General features: G+C 63.1%; 17 protein-coding genes. 13 read left to right on the forward strand and 4 right to left on the reverse strand.

Annotated elements, in window-relative coordinates; genetic code table 11:
* The first annotated feature begins 226 nt into the window (after positions 1 to 226).
* The 3 genes from H556_RS16685 to H556_RS0108685 all read left to right on the forward strand — a co-directional run bounded on the left by H556_RS16685 (position 227) and on the right by H556_RS0108685 (position 3864).
* Positions 227 to 1888 carry a hypothetical protein gene (locus H556_RS16685; protein WP_024354055.1) on the forward strand — a complete coding sequence of 554 codons (1662 nt, stop codon included), beginning with the start codon at positions 227 to 229 and terminating at the stop codon, positions 1886 to 1888.
* Between the two features lie 312 nt (positions 1889 to 2200).
* Entirely contained in the window at positions 2201 to 3277 is a 1077-nt protein-coding gene (dinB, locus tag H556_RS0108680) for a DNA polymerase IV (protein ID WP_024354057.1), read from the forward strand.
* A 5-nt stretch (positions 3278 to 3282) separates the two neighbouring features.
* Positions 3283 to 3864 carry an alpha-ketoglutarate-dependent dioxygenase AlkB gene (locus H556_RS0108685; protein ID WP_024354058.1) on the forward strand — a complete coding sequence of 194 codons (582 nt, stop codon included), beginning with the start codon at positions 3283 to 3285 and terminating at the stop codon, positions 3862 to 3864.
* On the opposite strand, the gene H556_RS0108690 is transcribed toward H556_RS0108685, so the two are convergent.
* Positions 3861 to 5057 carry a DUF6880 family protein gene (locus H556_RS0108690; protein ID WP_024354059.1) on the reverse strand — a complete coding sequence of 399 codons (1197 nt, stop codon included), beginning with the start codon at positions 5055 to 5057 and terminating at the stop codon, positions 3861 to 3863. The genes H556_RS0108685 and H556_RS0108690 overlap by 4 nt on opposite strands.
* A 264-nt stretch (positions 5058 to 5321) precedes the next feature.
* On the opposite strand from H556_RS0108690, the gene H556_RS0108695 reads away from it, so the two are divergent.
* Positions 5322 to 5609: a DJ-1/PfpI family protein gene (locus H556_RS0108695; RefSeq protein WP_272866968.1), complete on the forward strand. Its 288-nt coding sequence runs from the start codon at positions 5322 to 5324 to the stop codon at positions 5607 to 5609.
* A gap of 257 nt (positions 5610 to 5866) precedes the next feature.
* On the opposite strand, the gene H556_RS0108700 is transcribed toward H556_RS0108695, so the two are convergent.
* The 3 genes from H556_RS0108700 to H556_RS0108710 form a co-directional block, all read right to left on the reverse strand.
* Positions 5867 to 8524: an excinuclease ABC subunit UvrA gene (locus H556_RS0108700; RefSeq protein ID WP_024354061.1), complete on the reverse strand. Its 2658-nt coding sequence runs from the start codon at positions 8522 to 8524 to the stop codon at positions 5867 to 5869.
* A 393-nt stretch (positions 8525 to 8917) separates the two neighbouring features.
* Complete coding sequence (locus H556_RS16140; RefSeq protein WP_473206026.1) at positions 8918 to 9052, reverse strand: hypothetical protein; 135 nt, start codon at positions 9050 to 9052, stop codon at positions 8918 to 8920.
* Between the two features lie 579 nt (positions 9053 to 9631).
* Complete coding sequence (locus tag H556_RS0108710) at positions 9632 to 10240, reverse strand: TetR/AcrR family transcriptional regulator (RefSeq protein WP_029673426.1); 609 nt, start codon at positions 10238 to 10240, stop codon at positions 9632 to 9634.
* Between the two features lie 383 nt (positions 10241 to 10623).
* Between H556_RS0108710 and H556_RS0108715 the strand changes: the two genes are divergently transcribed.
* From H556_RS0108715 to H556_RS0108750, 9 genes are all read left to right on the forward strand, one after another.
* Complete coding sequence (locus H556_RS0108715; protein WP_029673427.1) at positions 10624 to 13608, forward strand: TonB-dependent receptor; 2985 nt, start codon at positions 10624 to 10626, stop codon at positions 13606 to 13608.
* Positions 13609 to 13697: 89 nt separating this feature from the next.
* Positions 13698 to 14180, forward strand: a complete 483-nt coding sequence (locus H556_RS16330) for a hypothetical protein (RefSeq protein ID WP_147399872.1) — start codon at positions 13698 to 13700, stop codon at positions 14178 to 14180.
* Positions 14181 to 14540: 360 nt separating this feature from the next.
* A complete protein-coding gene (locus H556_RS0108720) occupies positions 14541 to 15317 on the forward strand; it encodes a Coq4 family protein (protein WP_024354063.1) in 777 nt (258 codons plus the stop codon).
* Positions 15318 to 15331: 14 nt separating this feature from the next.
* The gene (locus tag H556_RS0108725; protein ID WP_245559452.1) at positions 15332 to 15763 is read left to right on the forward strand and encodes a DUF2147 domain-containing protein; all 432 of its coding nucleotides are present in this window, start codon (positions 15332 to 15334) and stop codon (positions 15761 to 15763) included.
* A gap of 74 nt (positions 15764 to 15837) precedes the next feature.
* Positions 15838 to 18330: an acyl-CoA dehydrogenase gene (locus tag H556_RS0108730; protein WP_024354065.1), complete on the forward strand. Its 2493-nt coding sequence runs from the start codon at positions 15838 to 15840 to the stop codon at positions 18328 to 18330.
* A complete protein-coding gene (locus tag H556_RS0108735) occupies positions 18330 to 19658 on the forward strand; it encodes a 3-oxoacyl-ACP reductase (protein ID WP_024354066.1) in 1329 nt (442 codons plus the stop codon). The genes H556_RS0108730 and H556_RS0108735 overlap by 1 nt, the downstream gene beginning before the upstream one ends.
* Entirely contained in the window at positions 19655 to 20542 is an 888-nt protein-coding gene (locus H556_RS0108740) for a MaoC family dehydratase (protein ID WP_029673429.1), read from the forward strand. The genes H556_RS0108735 and H556_RS0108740 overlap by 4 nt, the downstream gene beginning before the upstream one ends.
* The gene (locus tag H556_RS0108745; RefSeq protein WP_024354068.1) at positions 20536 to 21822 is read left to right on the forward strand and encodes an acetyl-CoA C-acetyltransferase; all 1287 of its coding nucleotides are present in this window, start codon (positions 20536 to 20538) and stop codon (positions 21820 to 21822) included. The genes H556_RS0108740 and H556_RS0108745 overlap by 7 nt, the downstream gene beginning before the upstream one ends.
* Positions 21819 to 23546, forward strand: a complete 1728-nt coding sequence (locus tag H556_RS0108750) for an AMP-binding protein (protein WP_024354069.1) — start codon at positions 21819 to 21821, stop codon at positions 23544 to 23546. Before H556_RS0108745 ends, H556_RS0108750 begins: the two co-directional genes overlap by 4 nt.
* Positions 23547 to 23549 lie beyond the last annotated feature (3 nt).

The raw sequence follows: 23549 nt of genomic DNA on the forward strand, positions 1-23549 counted from the left end.
AGCGGGGCTTTCGGAAGGTCCGCCCTCCTGATGCTCGGTCGCATGATCACATCGATAGTTAGGGGAAAGCGTCTTTTGAAACGTCTCTCCACCGTCGTCCGAAGACGATGTTTCCAGTGGAGTTTTTGTGCGCAGTTCAAAGCTTGTCGTGCCTTCGCCAGTTGACGCGTCCGTTCCGAGAAAAAGAGGGCGTCCGCCGCTCCTGATCGTCACTCATCCAACTGCCTTGTGGGAGGTTCATGATGACCCCCGGGACTTCCACGCCGCGCTGGATCTCCAGATTCGCCGGCATGGTGAGAACTCACATCGCCTGCACCGGGCCATCGTGGTCGCCGGCGGGTTGACGGACCGCACGACCCTCGCGGCCTGGCGGCGTGGGCTGAAGGTCCCGCAGACGCCTGCCAGCCTGAAGGTCCTCGACATCATTGAGCATCGCTATCAGTTGGAGACCGGCTATTTGCGGTCGCGCCTGCAAAGGCGTCGCGCGCTCTCCGGCCTAGTTCCGCCCGAGGTGCAGCACGCGGAATCCCGTCGTCTCGCCTGGCACCTGCCGGATGACTTCGATGAGCGGTCGGCCCAAGAACGGGAGGAAATCCTGGCCTGGGTGCGCTCGACCATCCTGTCCGGCGGCACGGCTTATCATCGTTATCATTCAACGGTTTCGAAGCATCGGTTCGCGCTTCGCTTTGACGGAAGCGGGCCGCCCGAACTCGCCGCCCCAGCCCAACTCCGGGCCGAGATGGACGCCCTCCTGCGGTTCAAGTCGGCGACGCTCACGAACATCGGCTATCAGCGCTCCGGTGTATGGGGCGCGGAGACAGCGGCGCAGCGCGAGGAGCATCTGGCCCTGCTGTTCGGCGCCCTGGCCGCCCTGCCTGACGACGAGGTGAGCGGGCTGGGCGTGCCCCGCGGGGACCTGACCTTCGGGCTGCTGGTCCTGCCATCGGTCTGGGACTGGTATGTGCAGTGGCGCGAGCGACGCCGGGGTTTCTACACCGGCTGGGAGAGCGAGATGCTCCTGCTGGGCGCCGCATTCTCGCGCAGCCAGACGGGGTGGCTCAGGCAGAGCCCGTGGCTGGCGGATCGGCTGAGACCCATTCCAGGCCTTGTCGGGCAGGATTCTCGAAGCGGCGAGCCCTGTCGGGAGTATCGCAAGATCACGGAGGAGATCCTGCGGCGCATGCCCGAAGAGAGGCGCTATCCCCGGGCCGCCGCCGAGGCGGTCCGATCCTTCCTTATGTTGAGGCTGGGTCTGCATCTCGGCGTCCGGCAGAAGAACCTGCGGCAACTCCAACTGCGTCCGCGGGGGAGTCCGCCGACGCCCGAGAGGGAATTGGAGGTCCGGCGGTGCGGCGAACTGCGCTGGAGCGAGAGGGAAGGCGGCTGGGAGGTCTTCATTCCCTGCGTGGCCTTCAAGAACTCCGGCTCGGCCTACTTTTCCAAACGCCCGTTCCGGCTTCTGTTGCCGGACCTCGGCGGATTGTATCGCTGGATCGACGCCTATGTGGGGCGCCATCGACCGGCCTTGCTGAACGGCTCGCGCGATCCAGGCACCTTCTTCGTCAAGACCGTGAAGACCTCGAGCCGCGACGCCGCCTACAACCAGCACACCTTTTACAGCGCCTGGCGTCAGGTGATCCAGCGGTACGGGATCTACAACCCCTACACGGGGAGGGGGGCGATCCCGGGCCTGCTTCCCCACGGGCCGCACAATGTGAGGGACGTCCTGGCGACCCATGTGCTGAAGCTGACCGGTTCCTACGAGCAGGCCAGCTACGCCATCCAGGACACGCCGGCCACGGTCGCCGACCACTACGGTCGCTTCCTCCCGCAGGACAAGGCGGCGCTGGCGGCCCAGGTCCTGAACCGGGTCTGGGAGGCGGCTTAGATGAGCGGAGGGAGCCGGACGCGAGCGACGTTTTCAAGGGCCAGCCTCAAAAGGGGAATACTCGCCGTGGAGGAGGCCGGCCACACGGTTCATGCGGTCGAGTTCCCACCCGGGGGCGGCTTCACCTTGATCCTTGCCGCCGGAACTGAACAGGCCGAGGTCAACGAATGGGATGTCGCCCTGGGGATCACGGACGCGCAAGGACGCCCCTTGCTCCGGTGAGGATTGGGAGCTTCCCTATTTTCAGGCAGCTGACGTCGTCAGGCGAAATGAGTTCCTGTTTTGTTCTTTCGCTGCTAGATGGCGCCTGTGATGGGAACGGAAGCACCTCGCAAGATCATCCATGTGGACATGGACGCCTTCTTCGCCTCGGTGGAGCAGAGGGACGATCCCGCCTTGCGCGGTCGTCCCGTCGCCGTAGGCCACGCCGCTTCGCGCGGCGTGGTCGCCGCCGCCAGCTATGAGGCGCGCAAGTTCGGCGTGCGGTCGGCCATGCCGTCGAGCACGGCCTTGCGGAAGTGCCCGGAACTGATCTTCACGCCGCCCCGGTTCGAGGTCTATCGCGCCGTCTCGGCGCAGATCCACGCCATCTTCGCCGACTATACGAACCTGATCGAACCCCTGTCTCTCGACGAAGCCTATCTCGACGTGACAGCCAATATCCGGGGGCTGCCGACGGCCTCGGCGACGGCGGAGGAGATACGCGTGCGCATCCTCGAGGCGACCGGTCTGACGGCGTCGGCCGGGATTTCCTACAACAAGTTCCTGGCCAAGCTGGCCTCGGACCAGCGCAAGCCGAACGGCCAGTTCGTGGTCCCCCCCGGGCGAGGGGAGGCCTTTGTCGAAGCCCTGCCTGTAAAGCGTTTCCATGGCGTCGGGCCGGTGACGGCGGAGAAGATGAACCGCCTGGGCATCGAGACCGGCGCGGACCTGAAGCGTCAGTCCCTGGCCTTCCTGCAGCATCACTTCGGCAAGTCCGGCGCCTGGTACCATGGCGTGGCGCGCGGAGAGGACCATCGCCCGGTCAATCCGGATCGCGAGCGCAAGTCGAGCGGATCGGAGACCACCTTCGCCAGCGACCTGGTCAATCCGGCGGCGATCGAGGCCGGGCTGGACGAGATGGCCGACGATGTCTGGGCCTGGTGCGAAAAGGCCGGATCGCTGGGCCGGACCGTGACGGTGAAGGTCAAGTGGGCCGACTTCCAGCAATCGACCCGCAGCCGCTCCTTCAATGAGCCGGTCGCCTCGAAGGCGCGCCTGCGCGAGATCGCCCGCCTGCTGGTGCGATCCCTCTATCAGCCGACCAGGGGCGTACGCCTCGTCGGCGTGACCCTGTCCAATCTGGAGAAGGCTTCGCCGAAGCCTGCGTCCGGCGAACTGGCGCTGTGACAGCCATGCTCCAGGCGGACCTGTTCGGGCACGCGCCCCAGCCTGCCGTGCCGCCGGGCTTCGACTATTGGCCGGATGTCCTGTCGGCATGCGAGCAGGCAGGGGTGGTCGAACAACTGCAGCGGCTGGAGTTCAGGCCTTATGAGCACATGGGCTACCAGGGTTTCCGACAGATCGCCGCCTTCGGACGCCGCTATGATCATGACCGACGTCGACTGGAGATGGCCGCGCCCTGGCCGGATTTCCTGAAGGCGCTCCTGGGCAGTCTGACCGGACGGCTCGACCTTGATGAAGAGGCCTTCGTCCAGGTTCTGGTCAATGAATACGCCCCCGGAGCCGGTATCGGCTGGCACCGCGACAGGCCGATCTACGGGGAGATCCTCGGCGTCTCCTTTCTCGCGCCTTGCGTGATGCGCCTGCGCCGGAAGGACGGGACGGGATGGCGTCGGTCAGCCGCGCCGCTGGCGCCCGGATCGGCCTATCGGCTGTCAGGAGAGGCGCGGAGAGACTGGGAGCATTCGATCTCGCCGATGACGGCACTGCGCTACTCCGTCACCTTCAGGACCCTGGCTGGCCAGAGCGTCTAGCTCGCCAGGATGTCGGCGGCTTCGGGATAACGCTGGGCCAGGCGAGAGGCCCAGTCCGCAGACCCCGGGCGAGCCTGCCGGGCTTCCCGGGGTCGGGCCAGGACGAGGGCCGCCGCCTCCCTGTGAGCGGGCCAGTCCATCAGGAGGCGCATGGCGGCCTCGAAGTCCGGATGGCTCGAGGCGTGGACGAAGGCCCGGTCCAGGGCCTCGACGTCGTCGAAGTCGGGCAGGCGCGAGAGGTAGTCACGCAGAACCAGAGCCGACAGGTCGCGTTCAAACAGGCTCCAGCGCAGGTCCTGGGCCTCCTGGCGGCTTCCTTCAGCGTCGAGCACGTCGATGGAGGCGGCTTCCCACGCCGGGGTCAGGCGCGGTGCGCCGTTCTTCGGGCTGTGGCCAAAGGTCCAGGGGCGGTTGAGCGGGGAGGGGCTCAAGGCGGCCTCCAGGGCGGCGCGGGCTTCGGCGACGCGGCCGGCGTCCAGGAGGCGGCGGGCGACGTCTGAGGCTATGTCGGGGGATCCGGCCTGTTCGGGGGTGACGAGCGACAGCCAGAGGTCGAGGTCCCCGGCCTTGTCCGCCAGGCGACGTAAAAGGTTGCGGCCTGCCGGAGTCTTCCTGATCGCGGCGTCCAGGCTGTCGAGCAGCCGGCGGGCGGTGCGTGGACCCAGGGTCTCGCCGGCGGCGGATGCCCAGCGAGCGTAATCCTGCGGGTGTCGGCGCAGGGCGTCGACCAGGTCGCGCAAGGCCTCGTCCCCGGCTGTCTCCGCCAGGGTGAAAAGTTCAGGAGCGGCGGCCTCGAAAGCGGCGGGGAGTTCGCCCTTGGTGTCCTTTACGCGGGCGGATAGGCCGGAATAGAGGTCGAACCAGCGGACGAGGACGGCGAGCGCCTCGCCGGGCGCTTCGGGCGCTAGACGCTCGACGATCATCCGGCGGTGCGCGTTCAGGTCCTCTATCAGTTCGCCGCGTTTTCGCCAGGACACGCGGGTGCGCGCGGCCGAGACGGCGGTGATGCGCTTGTAGATCTCCAGGGCCAGGATGTCAGGACTGATCTCGGCCGCCAGCTCGAGACGCAGCCGGCGCTTGAGATTGGCGTTTCCGGCGCCGGCCTCGATAAGGAGTTCCGCCAGGCGCGGCGCGCCGAGGTGGACCAGGCTGGCTGCGGATAGCCGGGTCGAAATCCGAGATTGTCGCGCCATGAGGTCCTTGGGGCAGGAAGGGTGTTCGCCACCCGGGCGTCTATAGCATGCTCATCCCGACGCTGGCCCCGGCTCGGCGGGAGGCGCCGTTCGTCTGGCCGTGTACAAGGCGCCGCAAGAAGGCCGCTGCTCGGCTGAAAGGAAGGCGCTCATGCCCAAGGTCAACGACACGGTTCATATCCGTTTTTCAATGCGTGGCATGTCGGGGCCATTCTGGCAGACCAACGCCACGGTGGCTGCTGTCAGCGGGACGTCGTCGAGGCCATTGGTTTCATCCGGGCCTTCTTCGATCAGAATAAACCTGTCGCGGCCATATGCCATGCACCCTGGACATTGATCGAGGCGGGCGTGCTTAAGGGTCGCACCTTGACGTCCTACCCGACGATGAAGGTCGATATCGAGAACGCCGGCGGTGCATGGACCAATGAGGAAGTCGTGGTCGACAACGGGCTTGTTACCAGCCGCGATCCCAATGATTTGCCCGCCTTCTGTGCCAAACTCGTTGAGGAAATCGCAGAACGTGGGGGCGCAGCGTTCGCAGCAGGGAATTAAGACGGGGCGTTTCGACGAACCATGTGAGGGTCCTCTCCCTGTGGAGAAGGTCCGCACAAAACAAGCGTGGCGGGTGGCCAGCGATTGGCCGTCCGCCACGCTGCGTGTCACACGGACACGGCGCACCTGGCGGGCATTCAACCCTAAGCCGCGTCAACCGCGGTGACACATCGCCGGCTCCCGCTTCCAGATTCGACCCATTCCAACCTGTGGTTGAGATGCACCTGATCGAACGTGCGTTCGGCCAGATTTACGACCTACATCGCCGCCTTAAGATAGCGGGCGGTAAGACTGCCTTCCGTTTCCGCAACGATGCCGGGGACGCCGCTGGCAACGATACGGCCACCATCTTCACCGGCCCCCGGTCCCAGATCGATGATCCAATCCACCTGTGTGATGGCGCGCATGTCATGTTCGACGGCTACGACGGTATTGCCGGCGTCGACGAGGCCCTGCAGATGTTGCATCAGCCGGTCCGCATCGGAGGGGTGAAGCCCCGAAGTTGGCTCGTCGAGGATGTAGATCGTGTTGCCGCGTTGAGCGCGTTGCAGTTCAGTCGCCAGCTTGATGCGCTGCGCCTCCCCGCCAGACAGCTCGGTCGCCGGCTGACCGAGCCTCAGATAGCCAAGACCGATCTCCCGCAACACGTCGAGGGAGCGCATCACAGATGCCTCGCCAGCGAAGAAATCGCACGCATCGTCGACCGTCAGTTCGAGCACCTGGGCGATATTGCGCCCGTTCCATTCGACTTCGAGCGTTTGCGGGTTGTAGCGAGAGCCATGACAGGTCGAGCAGGGGGCAAAAACGCTCGGCAGGAATAGCAGCTCCACCATGACGTATCCCTCGCCCTCGCACACAGGGCAGCGGCCTTGCGGTACGTTGAACGAGAACCTTCCCGGGCTGTAGTGCCGCCGGCGGGCGAGCGGCGTATCAGCGAAGATCCGTCGCACATGGTCGAACATGCCGCTGTAGGTGGATAGGTTCGAGCGCGGCGTGCGGCCGATCGGTTTCTGATCGACCCGCACCAGCCTGCGAACATACTCCATGCCTGCGACAATGCGTCCTTCAGTGTCGTTCTGGGCATCGAGCAGCGGATCGATATCCTCCTCCTCGGCCACGGGGGAGCCGCCGAGGTGTTCCGTGACGAGCTCGGGCAGCGCCTGACTGACAAGACTGGATTTGCCCGATCCCGAAACGCCGGTGACAGCGGTGAAGCAGCCGATGGGAAACTCGACGTCGAGACCATGGAGATTGTTCCGCCTGATCCCTTCCAGGCGTAGCCATGCCTTGGGATCGCGCGGTGTGCGCTCACTGCGGAGCGGCTCTGCGAACAGGTAGCGGCGGGTGATCGAAGTCTCGACGTCGGCAAGCCCCTCTATCGGCCCGCTGTAGAGGACTTCACCGCCTTTTTCCCCGGCTCCTGGCCCGACATCGACGAGCCATTCCGCGCGGCGGATCACGTCGAGATCATGTTCGACGACGAACAGGGAGTTGCCCGCCGCCTTGAGACGCTCGAGAATGGTGAGCAAGGCTTCGCCATCTGCCGGGTGCAACCCTGCCGAAGGCTCGTCAAGCACATAGACCACCCCGAAAAGCTGTGACGACAATTGTGTGGCAAGCCGCAAGCGCTGCAGCTCTCCGGAGGAGAGCGTCGGCGTGCTGCGGTCGAGCGAAATGTAGCCAAGGCCAAGATCGATCAGCGGCTCTAGCCGCTCGATCAATTCGCAGGCAAGGCGTTGGGCGGCGATCCGCTTCTCGTCGGAGAGATTGGGCGTGCGGCGTACGTCGGGCGCGCTCTTGTGCGCAGAGCCGCCCGCCGCAACCCGTTGTTCGACCGCTGCATCGCGGGCCGCTTTTTCCAGAACATGGCCCTCTGAGGGGGCGGAGACCGCCCCATACGCGCCATGCGCGACGGGCATCAGCAAGTCCTTCAGCTTGAGCACCGTCAGGTCACCGAACTCGGCAATGTCGAGGCCGGCGAATTTGACCGACAGGGCTTCGCGCTTCAGGCGCTTGCCGTCGCAGGTCGGGCAATCGCGGCCGATGATATATTGCGAGACGCGCTTCTTCATCAGCGCGCTTTTAGTGTTGGCGAAGGTTTCCAGCACATAGCGGCGCGCGCCGGTGAAGGTGCCCTGGTAGCTCGGCTCCATGCGGCGCTTGAGCGCCGTCCGGGTCTGTTCGGGCGTCAGGCCCGCATAGACCGGCACCGTCGGCGCCTCTTCAGTGAAGAGGATCCAGTCGCGATCTTTTTTCGGTAGGTCACGCCACGGCGTATCGACGTCATAGCCGAGCGAAACGAGGATATCGCGCAGGTTCTGGCCATGCCAGGCGGCCGGCCAGGCGGCGATCGCTCGATCGCGAATGGTGAGGCTGTCGTCAGGAACCATCGTCTCTTCGGTCGCGTCATATACGCGGCCGATGCCGTGGCAGGTCGCGCAGGCTCCCGCGACCGTGTTGGGGGAGAAATCCTCCGCATAGAGCATGGGTTGATGGCGCGGATATTCGCCGACGCGCGAATAGAGCATCCGCACCAGGCTGGAGAGCGTCGTCACGCTGCCGACCGAGGATCGCGCGTTGGCCGAACCGCGCTGCTGCTGCAACGCGACCGCAGGCGGCAAACCGTCGATCGCGTCGACCTCCGGCACCCCGGCCTGGTCGATCAGGCGACGGGCATAGGGCGCAACCGATTCCAGATAACGCCGCTGGGCTTCGGCATAAAGGGTGCCGAACGCGAGCGATGACTTGCCCGAGCCCGATATGCCGGTGAACACCACGAAGGCGTCGCGCGGTACATCGACGTCAATATTTTTGAGGTTATTCTGGCGCGCGCCGCGAACCTGCACGCAAGCGGGCGGCCCCGTATGCCCATGATCGGTGGTCGGCGTCGTCGCGTGAATATCCTTGCTCTTCAATTCAATCTTCCTGCCCTATACGCACGTGCGGCCCGTGGTTCATCACAGTCGGGTAACAGATGAATGCATTTCCCACTCAATACATCCAACGGCCAGGCTGGCCGGATGTTCGGCAGCTTTGAAATATTTTTCCAGCACTAGACAAAGGTTACGACAAAACCATTTTCCCGTTGGGTCGCGCGACGAGGCCACACACACTCCGGTGGTAAGCGCCTGGGCGAGGCGGCCCTGGTCCGTGCCGCTATCGGCATGTAACGACCGCACTTCGGCGCTTGTTACCGCATCGCGACGCGTTGCCCATTTGCCAGAGCGCGCTTCATCATGGCCGGGGTCGGGCCATGATGACGGCCGAGTTGTCGATCCGAGCGCCTCGCGCCGCTTCGGATCGGCGGGTCAGTAGTGAATGACCGTGCGGATCGACTTGCCTTCGTGCATCAGTGCGAAGTCCTCGTTGATCTCCTCCAAACCCATCGTGTGGGTTACGAATGGGGCCAGATCGATATCGCCTCTCATCGCGTCCTCGACCATGCCGTCAACTCCTCGCCCAGTTCCGGTCGGTCGGTCGCTTGTGGAGTGGCTACGCAGAAGCCGCTGTGCTGACCTATTCGTGCGAATCCGGCAAACCTCTTGGCTAGCCTGGACCGCAGAATACACTCCATCATGGTGGAGAAGCTCCAAGTTGATACTGATGTCGTTTGGGTCAAAGATGTCGTCGAAGGTCACAACAGACTGCGAAAGGCCTCGACATCACGAAAATTTTATTGATTAGAATTTCACCAATGTTTTCAATACCTCGAGATTTGTTCGGCCTACGGATCGGTTTCGCTATCGATGTCGAACAAAAAATCCAAAACATTCAATGTTCTGGTCCGGCTTCAGTAATCGAATGGGAGTGATTCACGCCTTATGGCGCCCTTTCGAAGTCACTTCCGAAAGCGCCGATAGTCACTGAACAAAAAGTAGATTCTGACGAGCCCTTTCGAACGCTTTCGGAGGGTCTCGCTTTTGTGACGTCGACCCTTTGGCGGAATGCTCGCCAAAGTCGGGGAACGGCTTCGGGATCAAGCGATCGCTTGTGGGAGCACGCCCAAAGGCGCTGCGCGCGCACTAGGCGGTGCGCGGGCGCATGGCGAGGAAAGTCGGCAGCAAACTGGCCGTGACCCTGCGACTGGCGTCCTCGGATTGACCAAGCATGCCTCGAAGGGGAGCGCCTATCAGGGCATCGCCAAATGCGCCCAGTGCGATGAAGAGGACAGCCGAGCCAACAGTCTCGTCAGGAAGGTCTACGCCCAGGCCCAGCTTCTCCTGGATGGCGACGACGAGGCTTTGAACGGCTTCACGCACGGGTTCGAGGTGCGACAGGTCGCCGGATAAGGCGATCCAAGCCGCCAGGCGTCCCGCGCCCCCGGCCGAGAAGGCGTCGAAGACGGCGTTGATCAGCTCTAACGGCGCCCCTTCATCGGTGCGTAATCGGTCGACGGCGGCGTCCAGGGCGTCGCTGAGATCAGCCACCATCGACCCCATCAGAGCTGACTGGAGGCCGGCCGCTGAGCCGAAATGGTGGATCAGGTTTGCATGGGTTACGCCGATTTCAGCTGCAACGGCGGCCAGTGTGACGGCGTTCGGCCCCCCCGAAAGCAAGAGAATCCGTGCTGACGCCAGAGCCTCACGACGAGCTTCCTCAGGCGAACGGCGACGGCGGCGCGGCTTTTCCATTTTTCCAGTCGATGCTTATAAAAGTGACATTCATGTAGATAGCAGTCTCTTACGGGCCGTCCGGAGCGACCGCAAGCCGTTGGCGAGGTCTCTCGGCTGTCGGATGATCGTAAGGCCGAGGGTAGGGTTCGCGAAACCGTTGGTTAACGCCGGCCCGCAGGTGTCTGACGCGCCGCCTATTTTCGAGTTCTATGGAGCAGAAGGACGAAACCCGCCGGGAAAATTTACCGGACATCAATGTAAATAAGCTGTTGACATGGGTATGAATAGATGGATCGATAGCGTCGGCTTTCGGCGCATCCGCCTCGTCGTCAGCTCTACATAAAGGCGGGAGGAAGCATTCGGTCCAGCTGGGGAGCAGGGCCGTGCAGGGGAGGGTTTTCATGGCTTCAGCGGCCTGTAATCGCGCGCGTCTGGCTGTCACCGCGTCGGCTTTCGCTCTAGTTGTAGCCGCCGGCCCTGCGCTGGCTCAGGATGCAGCGCCTTCCCAGGACGCAACGTCGGTTGGCGACATCATCGTCACGGCCCAGAAGCGTGAACAATCCATTCAGGATGTCCCGATCGCGGTTACAGCGCTCTCAGCCGAGACCCTGGACGCCATGAAGATCGACGGCGGTTCTGAACTGGTGCGGGCTGTGCCCAACGTCAGTTTTTCCAAGTCCAATTTCAGTATGTATAACTTTTCCATACGGGGGGTTGGCACCAAAGCGATTTCAGCTTCATCGGATCCAGCGGTGGCTGTCAGCTTCAACAATACGCCTTTGATACGTAACCGACTGTTCGAGCAGGAATATCTAGACGTTAATCGTGTGGAGGTCCTGCGAGGCCCGCAAGGGACTTTGTATGGGCGCAACGCCACGGGTGGCGTCGTCAACATGATCCCCAATCTGCCTGGCCCCAACTTCGACGCGATGATGAAGGCCGAAGCGGGCAACTATAACTCCATGCGCGGCCAGATGATGGTCAACATTCCTGTAACGGATACCTTCTGGATACGAGGTGCGGGGTCACTGACGAAGCGTGAGGGGTTTGATTACAACACGTTCAACGAAACGCGCGTCAATGATCGTGACCTGTACTCGACACGTCTGTCGGCGGCTTGGGAACCGACCGACCGGTTCAGCGCCAATCTGATCTGGGAACATTTCGGTGAGGATGATCGGAGGTCCCGTACGGGCAAGCAGCTATGCACCAAGGACGAGGGGCCTACGCAGGTCGGATCCTTCGCGGTCACGGACAGTTTTACCCGGAACCGGATGAGCCAGGGGTGTATGGCGTCAAGTCTGTTCGACGACGCAGCCTATGGGACGCCTAACGGTGGGGCGTTCAGTCACGTCTTCATGGGCGCGATGATGAACTACGGCTATGATCCTGATGAATTTGTTCCCGCATATGCATTCTACTACCTGACTGACCCATATGCGGGGGTGACGCAGTCTAAGGATCTTCGCGAAATATCAACCGCATATGATCCAAAATTCAGAGCTGAGAATGATGTTGTTCAGTTGAATTGGCGATATGAATTTAATAATGGGCTGACTTTCCATTCTCAAACTGCTTTTGCTAAGGACGACTATTACTCTACCCAAGATTATAGCAGATATGTCAGTAATGACATTTTCGTTGACTCTTCTCCCGCTCGCAGTTCGTGGCCGGGTGGTCCAACGCTTCCGCCAAGCCCTGCTGCGCCAGGTGGGATTTACACGGATCCACAACTGGGCCCCTCGTCGTCTATTTTGTCGGTGGACGTCAGTCAGTCCGACAATAAGCAGTTTACTCAGGAATTCCGCCTTCAATCGGCGTGGGATGGGCGATTTAATTTTAGCCTCGGCGCTAACTATCTCGATTTCAAATCTGAAGATAATTACTACGTATTCAATAACCTGTTCTCCTTTATCGGAGAGTATTTCTATAACCAGAACCTTTCTTCCGGTTTCCTGGACACCATTCCATGTGGAGATCCCTCCGCTCCTGCGTGGCGTGAGTGTGTATATGTCGAATATTCTCCTCTTTCCGAACTTGAAGGCGATGGGCATAATTATTTCCGCAGCCGAAATGTAGTGCGTACGCGCTCGCTAGGGGTGTTCGGCGAAGCCTACTGGGACGTCGCGGACACGGTCAGAGTTACTGCAGGTCTGCGATATACGGATGATCGCAAGACCACGACGCCCTATCCCAGCCAGCTATTGCTCGGGGCGTCACCGGATGGAACGCCTGGCTTATCGTCCGGCGGTTATGTCAATCGCGGCTATCCGGCCTTGCCCGATGTGAAGCAAAGCTGGGATGCGGTGACGGGTCGGTTTGTCGTCGACTGGAAACCGAACGTGGCTTTCTCAGACGATACGCTGGTCTATGCTTCATATTCACGAGGATATAAGGGCGGGGGCACCAATCCTCCGCGCGTTGATATCAATCCAGAAGTCATCCAGTATCAGCCGCTGGCGTCTGAATTCGCTCCTGAATACATCAATGCCTTTGAAATCGGGACCAAGAACAGTTTCATGGATGGCCGGATGCGCCTCAATGCGACGGCCTTCTATTATGATTATAGCGATTACCAGGTCTCCCAAATCGTTGATCGGATCTCATTGAATGAGAATTTCGATGCGCGGATTTGGGGTGTTGAATTGGAGGGCGCTTTCTATCCGACGCCCGCTTGGCGTATCGACGCTAATGTCGGCTATCTGAACACGCGTGTTGCTGATGGCGAGAAGTCCATCGACGTGATGAACCGCACCCAGGGCAATGCCGACTGGACCCTGTTGCGGCCCTGGGTTCAGGTGCCCTCTAACTGTATTGCGCCGACCAAGCACGTCGAGACGATCCTGAGCTTCGGCTACGATGGAGTTACGACCGGACAGGCGCTTCAGGCGCTCTGCTCCGGATCGGCGCGCTACGGCAGCTTCAATCCCGAGTTCGACACGATTTTACCTATGTGGGCCTTCTTTGGCTTTACCTATGACGGGGTTACGGAGGCTCCCAATTATGGTCGCGGCTTTGACGCAGATCTGAGCGGGAATGAATTGCCGAATTCGCCGAATTGGACAGCGAATGTAGGCACTCAGTACACGCTTCCTGTTAATGGCTGGGATATTACATTCCGTGCAGACTATTATTGGCAGGGCGAAAGCTATTTCCGTATCTATAATACCGAGTATGACAAGCTGAAGTCATGGGATAATACCAACATTTCAGTAACTGCCGAAAACGTGGTTAGTGGGCTTTCCGTTCAGTTCTACGTGAAGAATGTCTTCGATAAGACTCCGATAACCGACGCATTTACAAATAGTGATGATACTGGACTAACCACAAACGTGTTTACCTTGGATCCGAGGTTGATGGCGATTTCAGTTTCTAAAAAGTTTTGATGGTACGATAATTTTGTAGCTTCTGTTTGCATTGGTGTTAGTATTTATTGCTCTCTTTTGAGAGCTCTGGAACAAGGGAAGGAAAAACTATGAAGAAGATTGTTTTTACTATCGCTTCCGTTCTCGCTATCGGCGCCGCTTCGGGTGCTGGTGCGCAGACGATGTCTCCGACCGGTTCGTTTACATTTTCAGGAAACGTAACGATGCAGCAATCAGTTACTGCAAACTGTAATGTTTCTGGAACTGGTAGCAATACCTCTTCTGGTGGAACGCTGAGCGGTTCGTTTTCTCCTGGAAATATTCTGTATTGTGGCCCGCTGAGCTTGGTTAAGCCCTATGGCGCATGGTCTTTTGACGTGATTCCGGGCGTAACTAATAAGGTTAGAGTTACGATTGGCGCTAATACGGTTCTAAACAAGCCCTGTTATGGTACGTTTGACGCGGACTGGAACAACGCGACTTCTACTATTACTTTCAACAATAACCCGCTTCCTCCGGTAAATGCAGGCGATCCGTCTTGCACGATTGTCGGTGGCTCGGTAAAAATCACGCCGGCCCGTACCATCAGCTAATGATGCGGCCCCTCGCAGGATCAAATCCTGCGAGGGGATTTATCTAATTTAGAAACTGCCCCAACTTCTTGTTTGAGGCGCCGTGCGGAGTTGGTCTCGACTCTGTCTGTGCGCTGGCGCCTCGATATATGGAGCAGAATATCGCCGACATTGCTTGCATGTCGGGGCTCCATCACCCTGCATCGCCTTTCGCTCGAAAATAGCTGTGTCTCCCTCCGTTGTGGCGCCCAGCGCCGGGCTAGGGCGATCTGGCGTGGCCTTGATAGTCTTTTGCAATTGACATTGCTGTAAATGACATTAGTGTAGGTAGTGTCATTTAATCTCCGATAGAGGAGTGAGCCAGTGCAAACAGGTTCAGCGATGCTCGCGGCGCCTTATGCTGCGGATCGGGGCGTTCGCCAGCCGACGCATGTGACGAGCCGCCGTGTTCAGCCCGTACGGGCTATCCGGGCGTTTCGCGGCCTGGTGGCGGACAAGGACGACACGCGCCAGGTGTTCGAGATCATGAACGCCTTGTCGGGGCGCTCGCCGGACTGGGGCTATCGGCGGATGCTGGACACGCCGATGGGCGGCCAGCAGGCCTATGAGCGTCTGGAGTTGTCGGATTACCTCCAGGATCGCGACTGGTTGGGGCGGTTCGGGCCGGGCACAGTCGGGGCCGCCTATCGCGCCTTTGTCGAGCCGCAGAACTTCACCGCCTATGGCCTGGCGGAGGATAGCCGCAAGGTGGCCGACACCGAGATTGAGGCGGCGCATCCGCGTGCGTGGTACGCGCGCCGTCTGCGTGATGTTCATGACATCTGGCATGTGCTGACCGGCTATCATTCAGACGCCCTGGGCGAGGCGTGCGTTGTGGCCTTTTCCCTGCCGCAGACCCGCAGCGCCGGATTTGGCCTGATCGCCGGCGGCGTGGCGGTGCAGTTCATGCGCGCCCGAACCGGCTTTCCTTGCGGGCGGGCGGTCTTTCAGGCCTGGCGCAATGGACAGCGCGCGGCCTGGCTGCCGGGCGAGGATTACGAGCGGCTTCTCGCCGAACCGTTGGATGAAGCGCGGCGGCGGCTGAAAATCTCGCCTCCGACCATTTATGATCGGGTGCCTCCGGCGGTCCGCAACGCCTATCTGGGCGGGAAGGGATGAGGAGGCGATCGTGGGTGTGGGCGACGGGCCTGGCCCTGACGACGGGGCTGGGCCTAGCCGCCGGGCCGTCAACGGCGCAGCACGACGACGCCATTGTGGGGCGCTGGCGTACGACGGCGCAGAATGGCGTGGTCGCGATCGAGCGGTGCGGGGCGAGGTTGTGTGGGCGGTTGGTCGACGCCGCCGCCCTGCGCGCCAATCCGGATCAGCGTGATGTGCGGAACCGCAGATCGGCGCTGCGTGACCGACCGATCAAGGGACTGGTGGTGCTGCAGGACTTTTCAGGCGGGCCGCAGACGTGGAGCGGCGGCCCTCTGTATGATCCGGAAAGCGGCCAGAGCGCGGCTACAGGCAGGCTGACCCTGGCTGAGCCTGACCGGCTGACGGTTCAGGCCTGCATCGCCCCGCTTTTGTGCCGCACGCAGACCTGGACCCGCCTGCGCTGAGGCGGGCGACGATTTCGATTGAAGCTTGAATAGGCCGGAGGGCTGGCGGCGCCAGCGACGGCGGGGGATCGACCATGTTGATATGGATCTGCGCCGCTTTGGGCGCTGGTTTCATCCTGACCTTTCATCAAGCCCGCATGGCGTTGTGGGCCTTGCTGGCCGGACTGTGGATTCTGGCGGGGTGGAAGCTGGGGATCGTCTCGCCGTCGACGGCGGGCGTCATGGCTGCGGTAGCAGTTCCGATCCTGGCGCTGCTGATGCTCAGGCCCCTGCGAAGGGCTTTGCTGTCCCGTCCGGCGATGGGCGCTTTTCGACAGATCATGCCGCGCATGAGCGCCACGGAACAGGCGGCGGTCGAGGCGGGCAATGTTTGGTGGGACGCTGAGCTTTTTGCGGGCAGGCCCGACTGGCGGCGGCTGTTGTCGACGCCTTCACCCAGCCTGACAGCCGAGGAGCAGCGGTTCCTGGACGTTGAAACCGAGCACCTGTGCGACCTCGCCAATGATTGGGAGACCACTTCGGTCTGGCAGGATCTATCGCCTGAAGCCTGGGCCTACGCCAAGGACAAGGGCTTTCTGGGCATGATCGTGCCCAAGGCATACGGCGGGCTTGGGTTCTCGGCCTATGCCCACAGTCAGGTGATCCAGAAACTGTCGACCCGCTGTTCAGCGGCGGCGGTGTCGGTGATGGTGCCAAACTCCCTGGGACCGGCCGAGCTGCTGCTGCACTACGGCACGGAAGAACAGAAAGACCATTATCTGCCGCGTCTGGCGCGGGGGGAGGAGATTCCCTGTTTCGCCCTGACCAACCCCTATGCGGGATCTGACGCCGCCGCGATCACGGACACGGGCGTGGTCTGCAAGCAGATGTGGAACGGCGAAGAGACGCTGGGTTTTCGCATCAGCTGGCGCAAGCGCTACATTACGCTGGCGCCGGTCGCGACCGTGCTGGGTCTGGCGTTCCGCGCGGTTGATCCTGACGGTCTGTTGGGCGACGAGGCCGAGCCGGGCATCACCTGTGTTCTGATCCCGCGTGATCATCCCGGCGTGAACATCGGGCGGCGGCACTGGCCGCTTAACGCCGTCTTCCAGAACGGGCCGACGACGGGCGACGACGTCTTTGTGCCGATGGAGATGGTGATCGGCGGACGCGCTCAGGTCGGGGCGGGCTGGCGCATGTTGATGGAATGTCTGGCGGCGGGCCGGGCTATCTCCCTGCCGTCGTCCAATGTCGGCATGTCCAAGCTGGCCGTAGGGATGGTCGGCGCCTACGTCGCCATCCGACGTCAGTTCAACCAGCCGATCGGCGCCTTTGAGGGCGTGCAGGAGGCTTTGGCTCGGATGGCGGGCCATCTGTATGCGACCGACGCCGTCCGGCGTCTGGCGGCGGCGGCGCTGGACCAGGGCGAGAAGCCATCGGTGGTCTCGGCCATCGCCAAATATCACGTCACCGAACGCGCGCGCATCGTCATCAACGACGCCATGGACGTGATTGGCGGCAAGGGGGTCTGCATGGGCCCCGGCAACTATCTGGCGCGCGCCTATCAGCAGGTGCCGATCGCCATCACGGTAGAGGGCGCCAACATCATGACCCGCACCCTGATCATCTATGGTCAGGGGGCGATCCGCTGCCACCCCTATGTCCTGACCTTGATGCGGACGGCGGAGGCGGGCGAGCTGAAGCCGTTCGACGCCGCCCTGTTCGGCTATGTCGGTTTTCTGTTCCGCAATATGGCGCGAGCGCTGACCTTTGGCCTGACGGGCGGCGTCCTGATCGGGGCGCCTCGCGACGCGGCGCCGCAGTTGAAGCGCTATTATCGCGCGGCGACGCGGCTCTCGACTCTGCTGGCGCTGGCTTCGGACCTGTCGATGGCGACCGTGGGCGGCGCCTTGAAGAGAAAGGGCGCGCTGACGGGACGTCTGGGCGACATCCTGTCTCAGCTCTTCATTCTCAGCAGCGTGCTGAAGCGGTTTGAGGATGAAGGCCGTCCAGCGGAGGACCTGCCTTTCGTTCATTGGGCGGCGCAGGACGCTCTGGCGCGAGCCGGCGCTGCCTGGCGCAGCCTGCTGGCCAATCACCCAAGCCGGGGCGCAGCCCTGTTCCTGAAGCTGATCGGGGCGCCGTTCGGGTTGAAGACGTCCGAACCGGACGACCGTTGCGCCGCCGCTGTCGCCGCCCTGATTCAGACCCACAGCCCGGCGCGCGACCGTCTGATCGCCGGGTCGTGGACGGCGCGCGTAGAGGTCGATCCCATCGCCGTGACCCTCGCCGCCTTTGATCTCTATCCGCAGGTCGAGGCCATTGAGCGGCGGCTGAAGGACGCCGTGCGCGGAGGCGTGATTGCAAGGGCGCCGCAGAATCTGACCCTGCTGGATGACTGGGCTGTGGAAGCGCAAGGCAAGGGCCTGATCACCACGCAGGAGCGCGAGTTGATCGGTCGTTTCGCCGCCCATGCCGATCAGGCGATCCAGGTGGACGACTTCGCGCCGGACTTCGATATCGCGGCTGGTCTGGCGAGACGGCCGACAGACACGGCGCTCGCCAAGACGAAAAAGAAGGCGGCCTGATGAGCGATCGCTATCTGAATTTCGTCAACTCGGGCGTGGGCGGTTGGGTGACGGGAGCCCTGGGCCTGCCGCGCCCGGCGCCGCTGCAACGTCGCGCAGAGGCGGGGGCGGGGATCGTCGGCCCGTGTCTGTCAGGGGGCAGCGGCGACGGCCCCATGGCGGCCGTTCTGGCGGGGCTGATGCAGGCGTCGGGGCATGGGCTTCATGCCGAATGGTCGCCGGATGCGCGCTATGGCGCATTGGTGTTCGACGCCTCGGACTGCGCGCGCGTCCAGGCGGCGAAGGGCCTGTATGGTTTCTTCCATCAGGCTGTTCGTTCGGTAGCCGAACATGGCCGCATCGTTGTGATCGGCGCCCCGCCCGAGTTGATGGCAGATGCTGAAGGCGAGGCGGTGCAGCGCGGGCTTGAGGGCTTCGTCCGCTCACTGGCCAAGGAGGTTCGGCGCAACATCGGCGTCCATATGCTCTATGTGACGCCGGGCGCGGAGGCGGCCGCCGAAAGCACGCTGGCGTTTCTGTTGTCGCCGCGCTCGGCCTATGTTTCGGGGCAGTCGATCCGGGTGGCCGCGCGGGTCGAGACAGGCGGAGCCGGAGCCGGCCACTCAGGACGAAAGGTGCTGGTCACCGGCGCCTCGCGCGGGATCGGGGAAGCCATCACTCGCCTGTTCGCGGCTGAGGGCGCCCAGGTTACGGCGCTGGATGTGGCCGGGGCGGCGGACGGCCTGTCCGCCCTGTCGGTAGAACTGGGCGTCGACAGCCTGGCGCTGGACATCACGGCGTCTGACGCGACCGCGACCCTGCTCGCCGATGCGCGTAAGCGGGGCGGCTACGACGTGGTGATCCATAATGCCGGGATCACCCGTGACCGCACCATAGCCCGCATGGAACCCGCCGAGTGGGACAGCGTCATGGCGGTCAACCTGTCGGCGCCGCTGGCGATCACCCAGGCGCTGATCGAGGGCGGGGGAGTGCGCCGTAATGGCCGCATCGTCGCCGTATCTTCATTAAGCGGCGTCGCCGGCAACATGGGGCAGACCAATTACGCCCTGTCCAAGGCGGCGTGGATCGGGGCCGTCCGTCGCCTCGCATCGCAGTCGGCTTCAAGCGGCCTGACCGTCAACGCCGTGGCGCCCGGATTCATCGAGACCCGGATGACCGCGGCCATCCCCTTCGCCATTCGCGAAGCGGGGCGCCGGATGAACAGCATGGGGCAGGGGGGCAGCCCGGTCGATGTGGCCGAGACGATCGCCTGGCTGGCGCATCCTGCATCGGGCGGCGTCAACGGGCAGGTGGTGCGCGTCTGCGGCCAGAGCCTGCTGGGCGCATGATCGTGGACGGCGCGGTCCAGCGGTTCGACGCTCCTCTGTCAGGGCTGGCGGTGGTCGGCGGCGCCCTGCATGGTCTGATACGCAAAGCGCCGTCTGACCCGGTGCTGCCGCGCCGCGTGCTTGAACGTGAGGTGGTGTTAGAGGCGACGGCGGTCGACGCCTATGCCGGCGTGTGCGGCTTTGCGCCCGAGCAGGGCGTGCCGATCACCTGGCCCCACATTCTGGCCTTTCCTCTGCAGATGCGGATTCTGTTGGGAGCGGACTTTCCCTATCCGGCGGTCGGTCTGGTGCACCTGCACAACCATATCCGTCAGCACGCGCGGTTGGGCCTTGGCGACCGGCTGACGTTGAGGACCCGGACGGGACGGTTCGTAGCCCACGACAAGGGACAGGCCTTCACTCTGGAGACGATGGCGGTTCGCGACGGCGAGACCGTGTGGGAAGGCTCCAGCCTCTACATGCGCGTCGGTCGGTCCGGATCGGGCGAACCGGCGCCGGTTCTGGCGAACGGTGGAGCGGACGCGCGGAGCGAGACGTGGAAGCTCTCTAAAGAACTGGGCCGTCGCTACGCACGTGTTTCCGGCGACGCCAATCCCATCCACACTTCGGCGTTGGGGGCGCGGCTGTTCGGTTTTCGCCGCGCGATCGCCCACGGGATGTGGAGCAAGGCGCGAGCCATCGCCGCCCTGTCGCCGCCGCAACCCTTGACGGTCGCCGAGGTCGAGGTCGCCTTTCGTGCGCCGCTGTTCCTGCCCGGAAAGGCGACGTTGTACGCTGGATCATGCGGCCGTGAACGCCATTTTGAAGTGCGCGACGCTGTTGGATCGCGCATCCATATGCGGGGTCGGTTGACCCTTTCATCCAGGGATGAAGCCCTATGCTGACCGCACCTGCGCCGCGTCGAGTCGCCATTATCGGCGGCGTCCGCATTCCCTTTGCGCGGTCCAACACCGCCTATGCCGAGGCGTCCAACCAGGACATGCTGACCGCCGCCCTGCAGGGGCTGGCCGACCGTTTCGACCTGCACGGTCAGCGCCTGGGCGAAGTGGCGGCGGGTGCGGTGCTGAAGCTGTCGCGCGACATCGCCCTGACCCGCGAAAGCGTGCTGGGCACGACCATCGGCGCGGACACCCCGGCATATGACGTGTCTCAGGCCTGCGGCACAGGGCTGGAGGCCGCCATCCTGGTCGCCAACAAGATCGCGCTGGGCCAGATCGAGGTCGGGGTTGCGGGCGGGGTGGACACGACGTCCGATGCGCCCATCGCTCTGAACGAACGGTTCCGAAAGGCCCTGCTGGCCGCCAATCGGGAGAAGACGACCGGCGGTCGGATCAAGGCGCTGTTGGGCGCAGGTCTGACCGCGCCGTTCAAGCCTGAACCGCCGCGCAACGCCGAACCCCGCACCGGCCTGTCGATGGGGGAACACTGCGAACTGATGGCCAAGCGCTGGAACATCGCGCGTGAGGATCAGGACGCCCTGGCCGTCGCCAGCCACCGCAACGCCGCCGCCGCCTGGGAGGCCGGTCTATTCGACGATATGGTCATTCCCTATCGGGGGCTGAGGCGGGACAACAACCTGCGGCCGGATATCGATCCAGTGAAGCTGGCGACGATGAAGCCGGTGTTTGACCGCGAGAACGGCACCCTGACGGCGGCCAATTCCACGCCCCTGACGGATGGCGCATCGACCGTGCTGCTGGCGAGCGAGGACTGGGCCAAGGCGCGGGGGCTGCCGATTCAGGCCTATCTGCGGACCGGCGAGGCGGCGGCGGTTGATTTCGTCGGCGGGGACGAAGGGCTGTTGATGGCGCCCGCCTATGCGGTTCCGCGCATGTTGGCGCGGCTGGGCCTGACGCTCCAGGATTTCGATTTTTATGAGATTCACGAGGCCTTCGCCGCTCAGGTGTTGTGCACGCTCAAGGCCTGGGAGGATGAGGACTACGCTCGCACAAGGCTGGGGCTGGATGCCGCGCCGGGTTCGATCGACCGTGCCAGGCTGAACGTCAATGGCGGCTCGCTGGCGGCGGGGCACCCGTTCGCGGCGACCGGCGGGCGCATCCTGGCCAATCTGGCCGCCATGATCGACCGCAATGGCGGCGGGCGCGGGCTTATCTCCATCTGCGCGGCGGGCGGGCAGGGCGTTGTCGCAGTGGTCGAGAAATGAGCGCTGTGACGGATCACGCTGCGGAGATGGACCAGCTGTGGGCCGAGCGTTTCTGGACCAAGTCCTATCGCGAGGGCGTGCCCGTCTGCATCGAGGATGAGTTGGCGCGCTGGGCCTCGGTCACCCAGCTGTTCGAGGCGGATGCGCTGAAGTTCGCCGACCGTCCCGGCTTCGTCAGTCTGGGCTCGGCGGTGACCTATGGCGATATGCTGAAGGCGGCCAAGAGCTTCGGCGCCTGGCTGCAGTCGATCGGCGTGCAGCCGGGCGAGCGGGTGGCGCTGATGATGCCGAACTGCCTGCAGTATCCGGCGGCCCTGTTCGGCGTGCTGTTCGCGGGCGGCATCGTGGTCAACGTCAATCCGCTCTACACCCCGCGTGAATTGAACCATCAGCTGAAGGACAGCGGGGCGGTCGTCCTGGTGGTCATGGACATGTTCGCCGCCACGGTGGAGCAGGCGCGCGAAGGAACCGATCTTCGGCACGTCGTCGTCACCGCCATGGGCGACATGATGGGCGGACTGAAGGGCGTCGCCGTCAGCGCCCTGATGCGTCACGTGCAGAAGATGGTTCCGGCCTATCATCTGCCGGGCTCGCATCGGTGGACGCGCGTGATGGGACAGGCCCGGCGACTGACGTTGCAGCCGGTGCAGATCAGTCCTGAAGACATCGCCTTCCTGCAATATACGGGGGGCACGTCAGGCGTGGCGAAGGGGGCGATGCTGACCCATCGCAACATCCTGGCCAACACGATTCAGGGGCGGGTCTGGCTGCTGGATCAGATTGATCAGACACGGCCTCTGGGCAATGTCACCATGCTGCCGCTTTACCATATCTTCTCGCTGACCGCGAACCTGATGATGTTCACCGGGGCGGGCGGGCGCAACATCCTGATCGCCAATCCGCGCGACGCCAAGCGGGTGGAATGGATCCTGCGCAAGGAGCGTTTCGTCGGCATGACGGGGCTGAACACCCTTTTCGTAAGCCTGATGAAGAGCCGAGCGTTTCGAGAGCGCGATTTCTCGGATCTGAAGCTGACCATCGCCGGAGGCATGGCGACGCAGAAGGTCGTCGCGGAGGAGTGGCAGGCGGTGACGGGCGCGCCGCTGATCGACGGCTATGGCCTGACGGAGACATCGCCGGTGGTCTGTATCGGGCGCGTCGATCTGGAGCACCCGGAAGGGATGGGCTTCGACGGAACGGTGGGCCTGCCGGCGCCCTCGACTGAGGTTCGCATGCGTCGCGAGGACGGGAGCTGGGCCGGGATCGGCGAAGAGGGCGAACTGCATGTGCGCGGCCCCCAGGTGATGCTGGGCTATTGGAAACGGCCTGACGAGACGGCCAGGGTGCTGTCGGACGACGGCTGGCTGGCGACCGGCGACGTCGGGGTGATGCAGGCGGATGGGCGGGTACGCCTGGTGGATCGGATCAAGGACATGATCCTGGTGTCCGGCTTCAACGTCTATCCGGGCGAGATCGAGGATGTGATCGCCAGCCATCCTTTGGTCGAGGAGGTCGCCGCCGTCGGCGTGCCGGATGCGGCGCAGGGCGAGCGGATCAAGATCGTCGTGGTGCCGCGATCGCCTGAGCTGACGACCGAGATGCTGATCGCTCACAGCCGCGCGCAACTGACCGGTTACAAGGTGCCGCGCATCGTCGAGTTCCGCAGCGAACCCCTGCCCAAGACGGCGGTGGGCAAGGTTCTGCGTCGCGAACTGCGCGGCTGATCT

The organism is Brevundimonas naejangsanensis DSM 23858 (assembly GCF_000421705.1).
GTDB classification, from domain to species: Bacteria; Pseudomonadota; Alphaproteobacteria; order Caulobacterales; family Caulobacteraceae; genus Brevundimonas; species Brevundimonas naejangsanensis.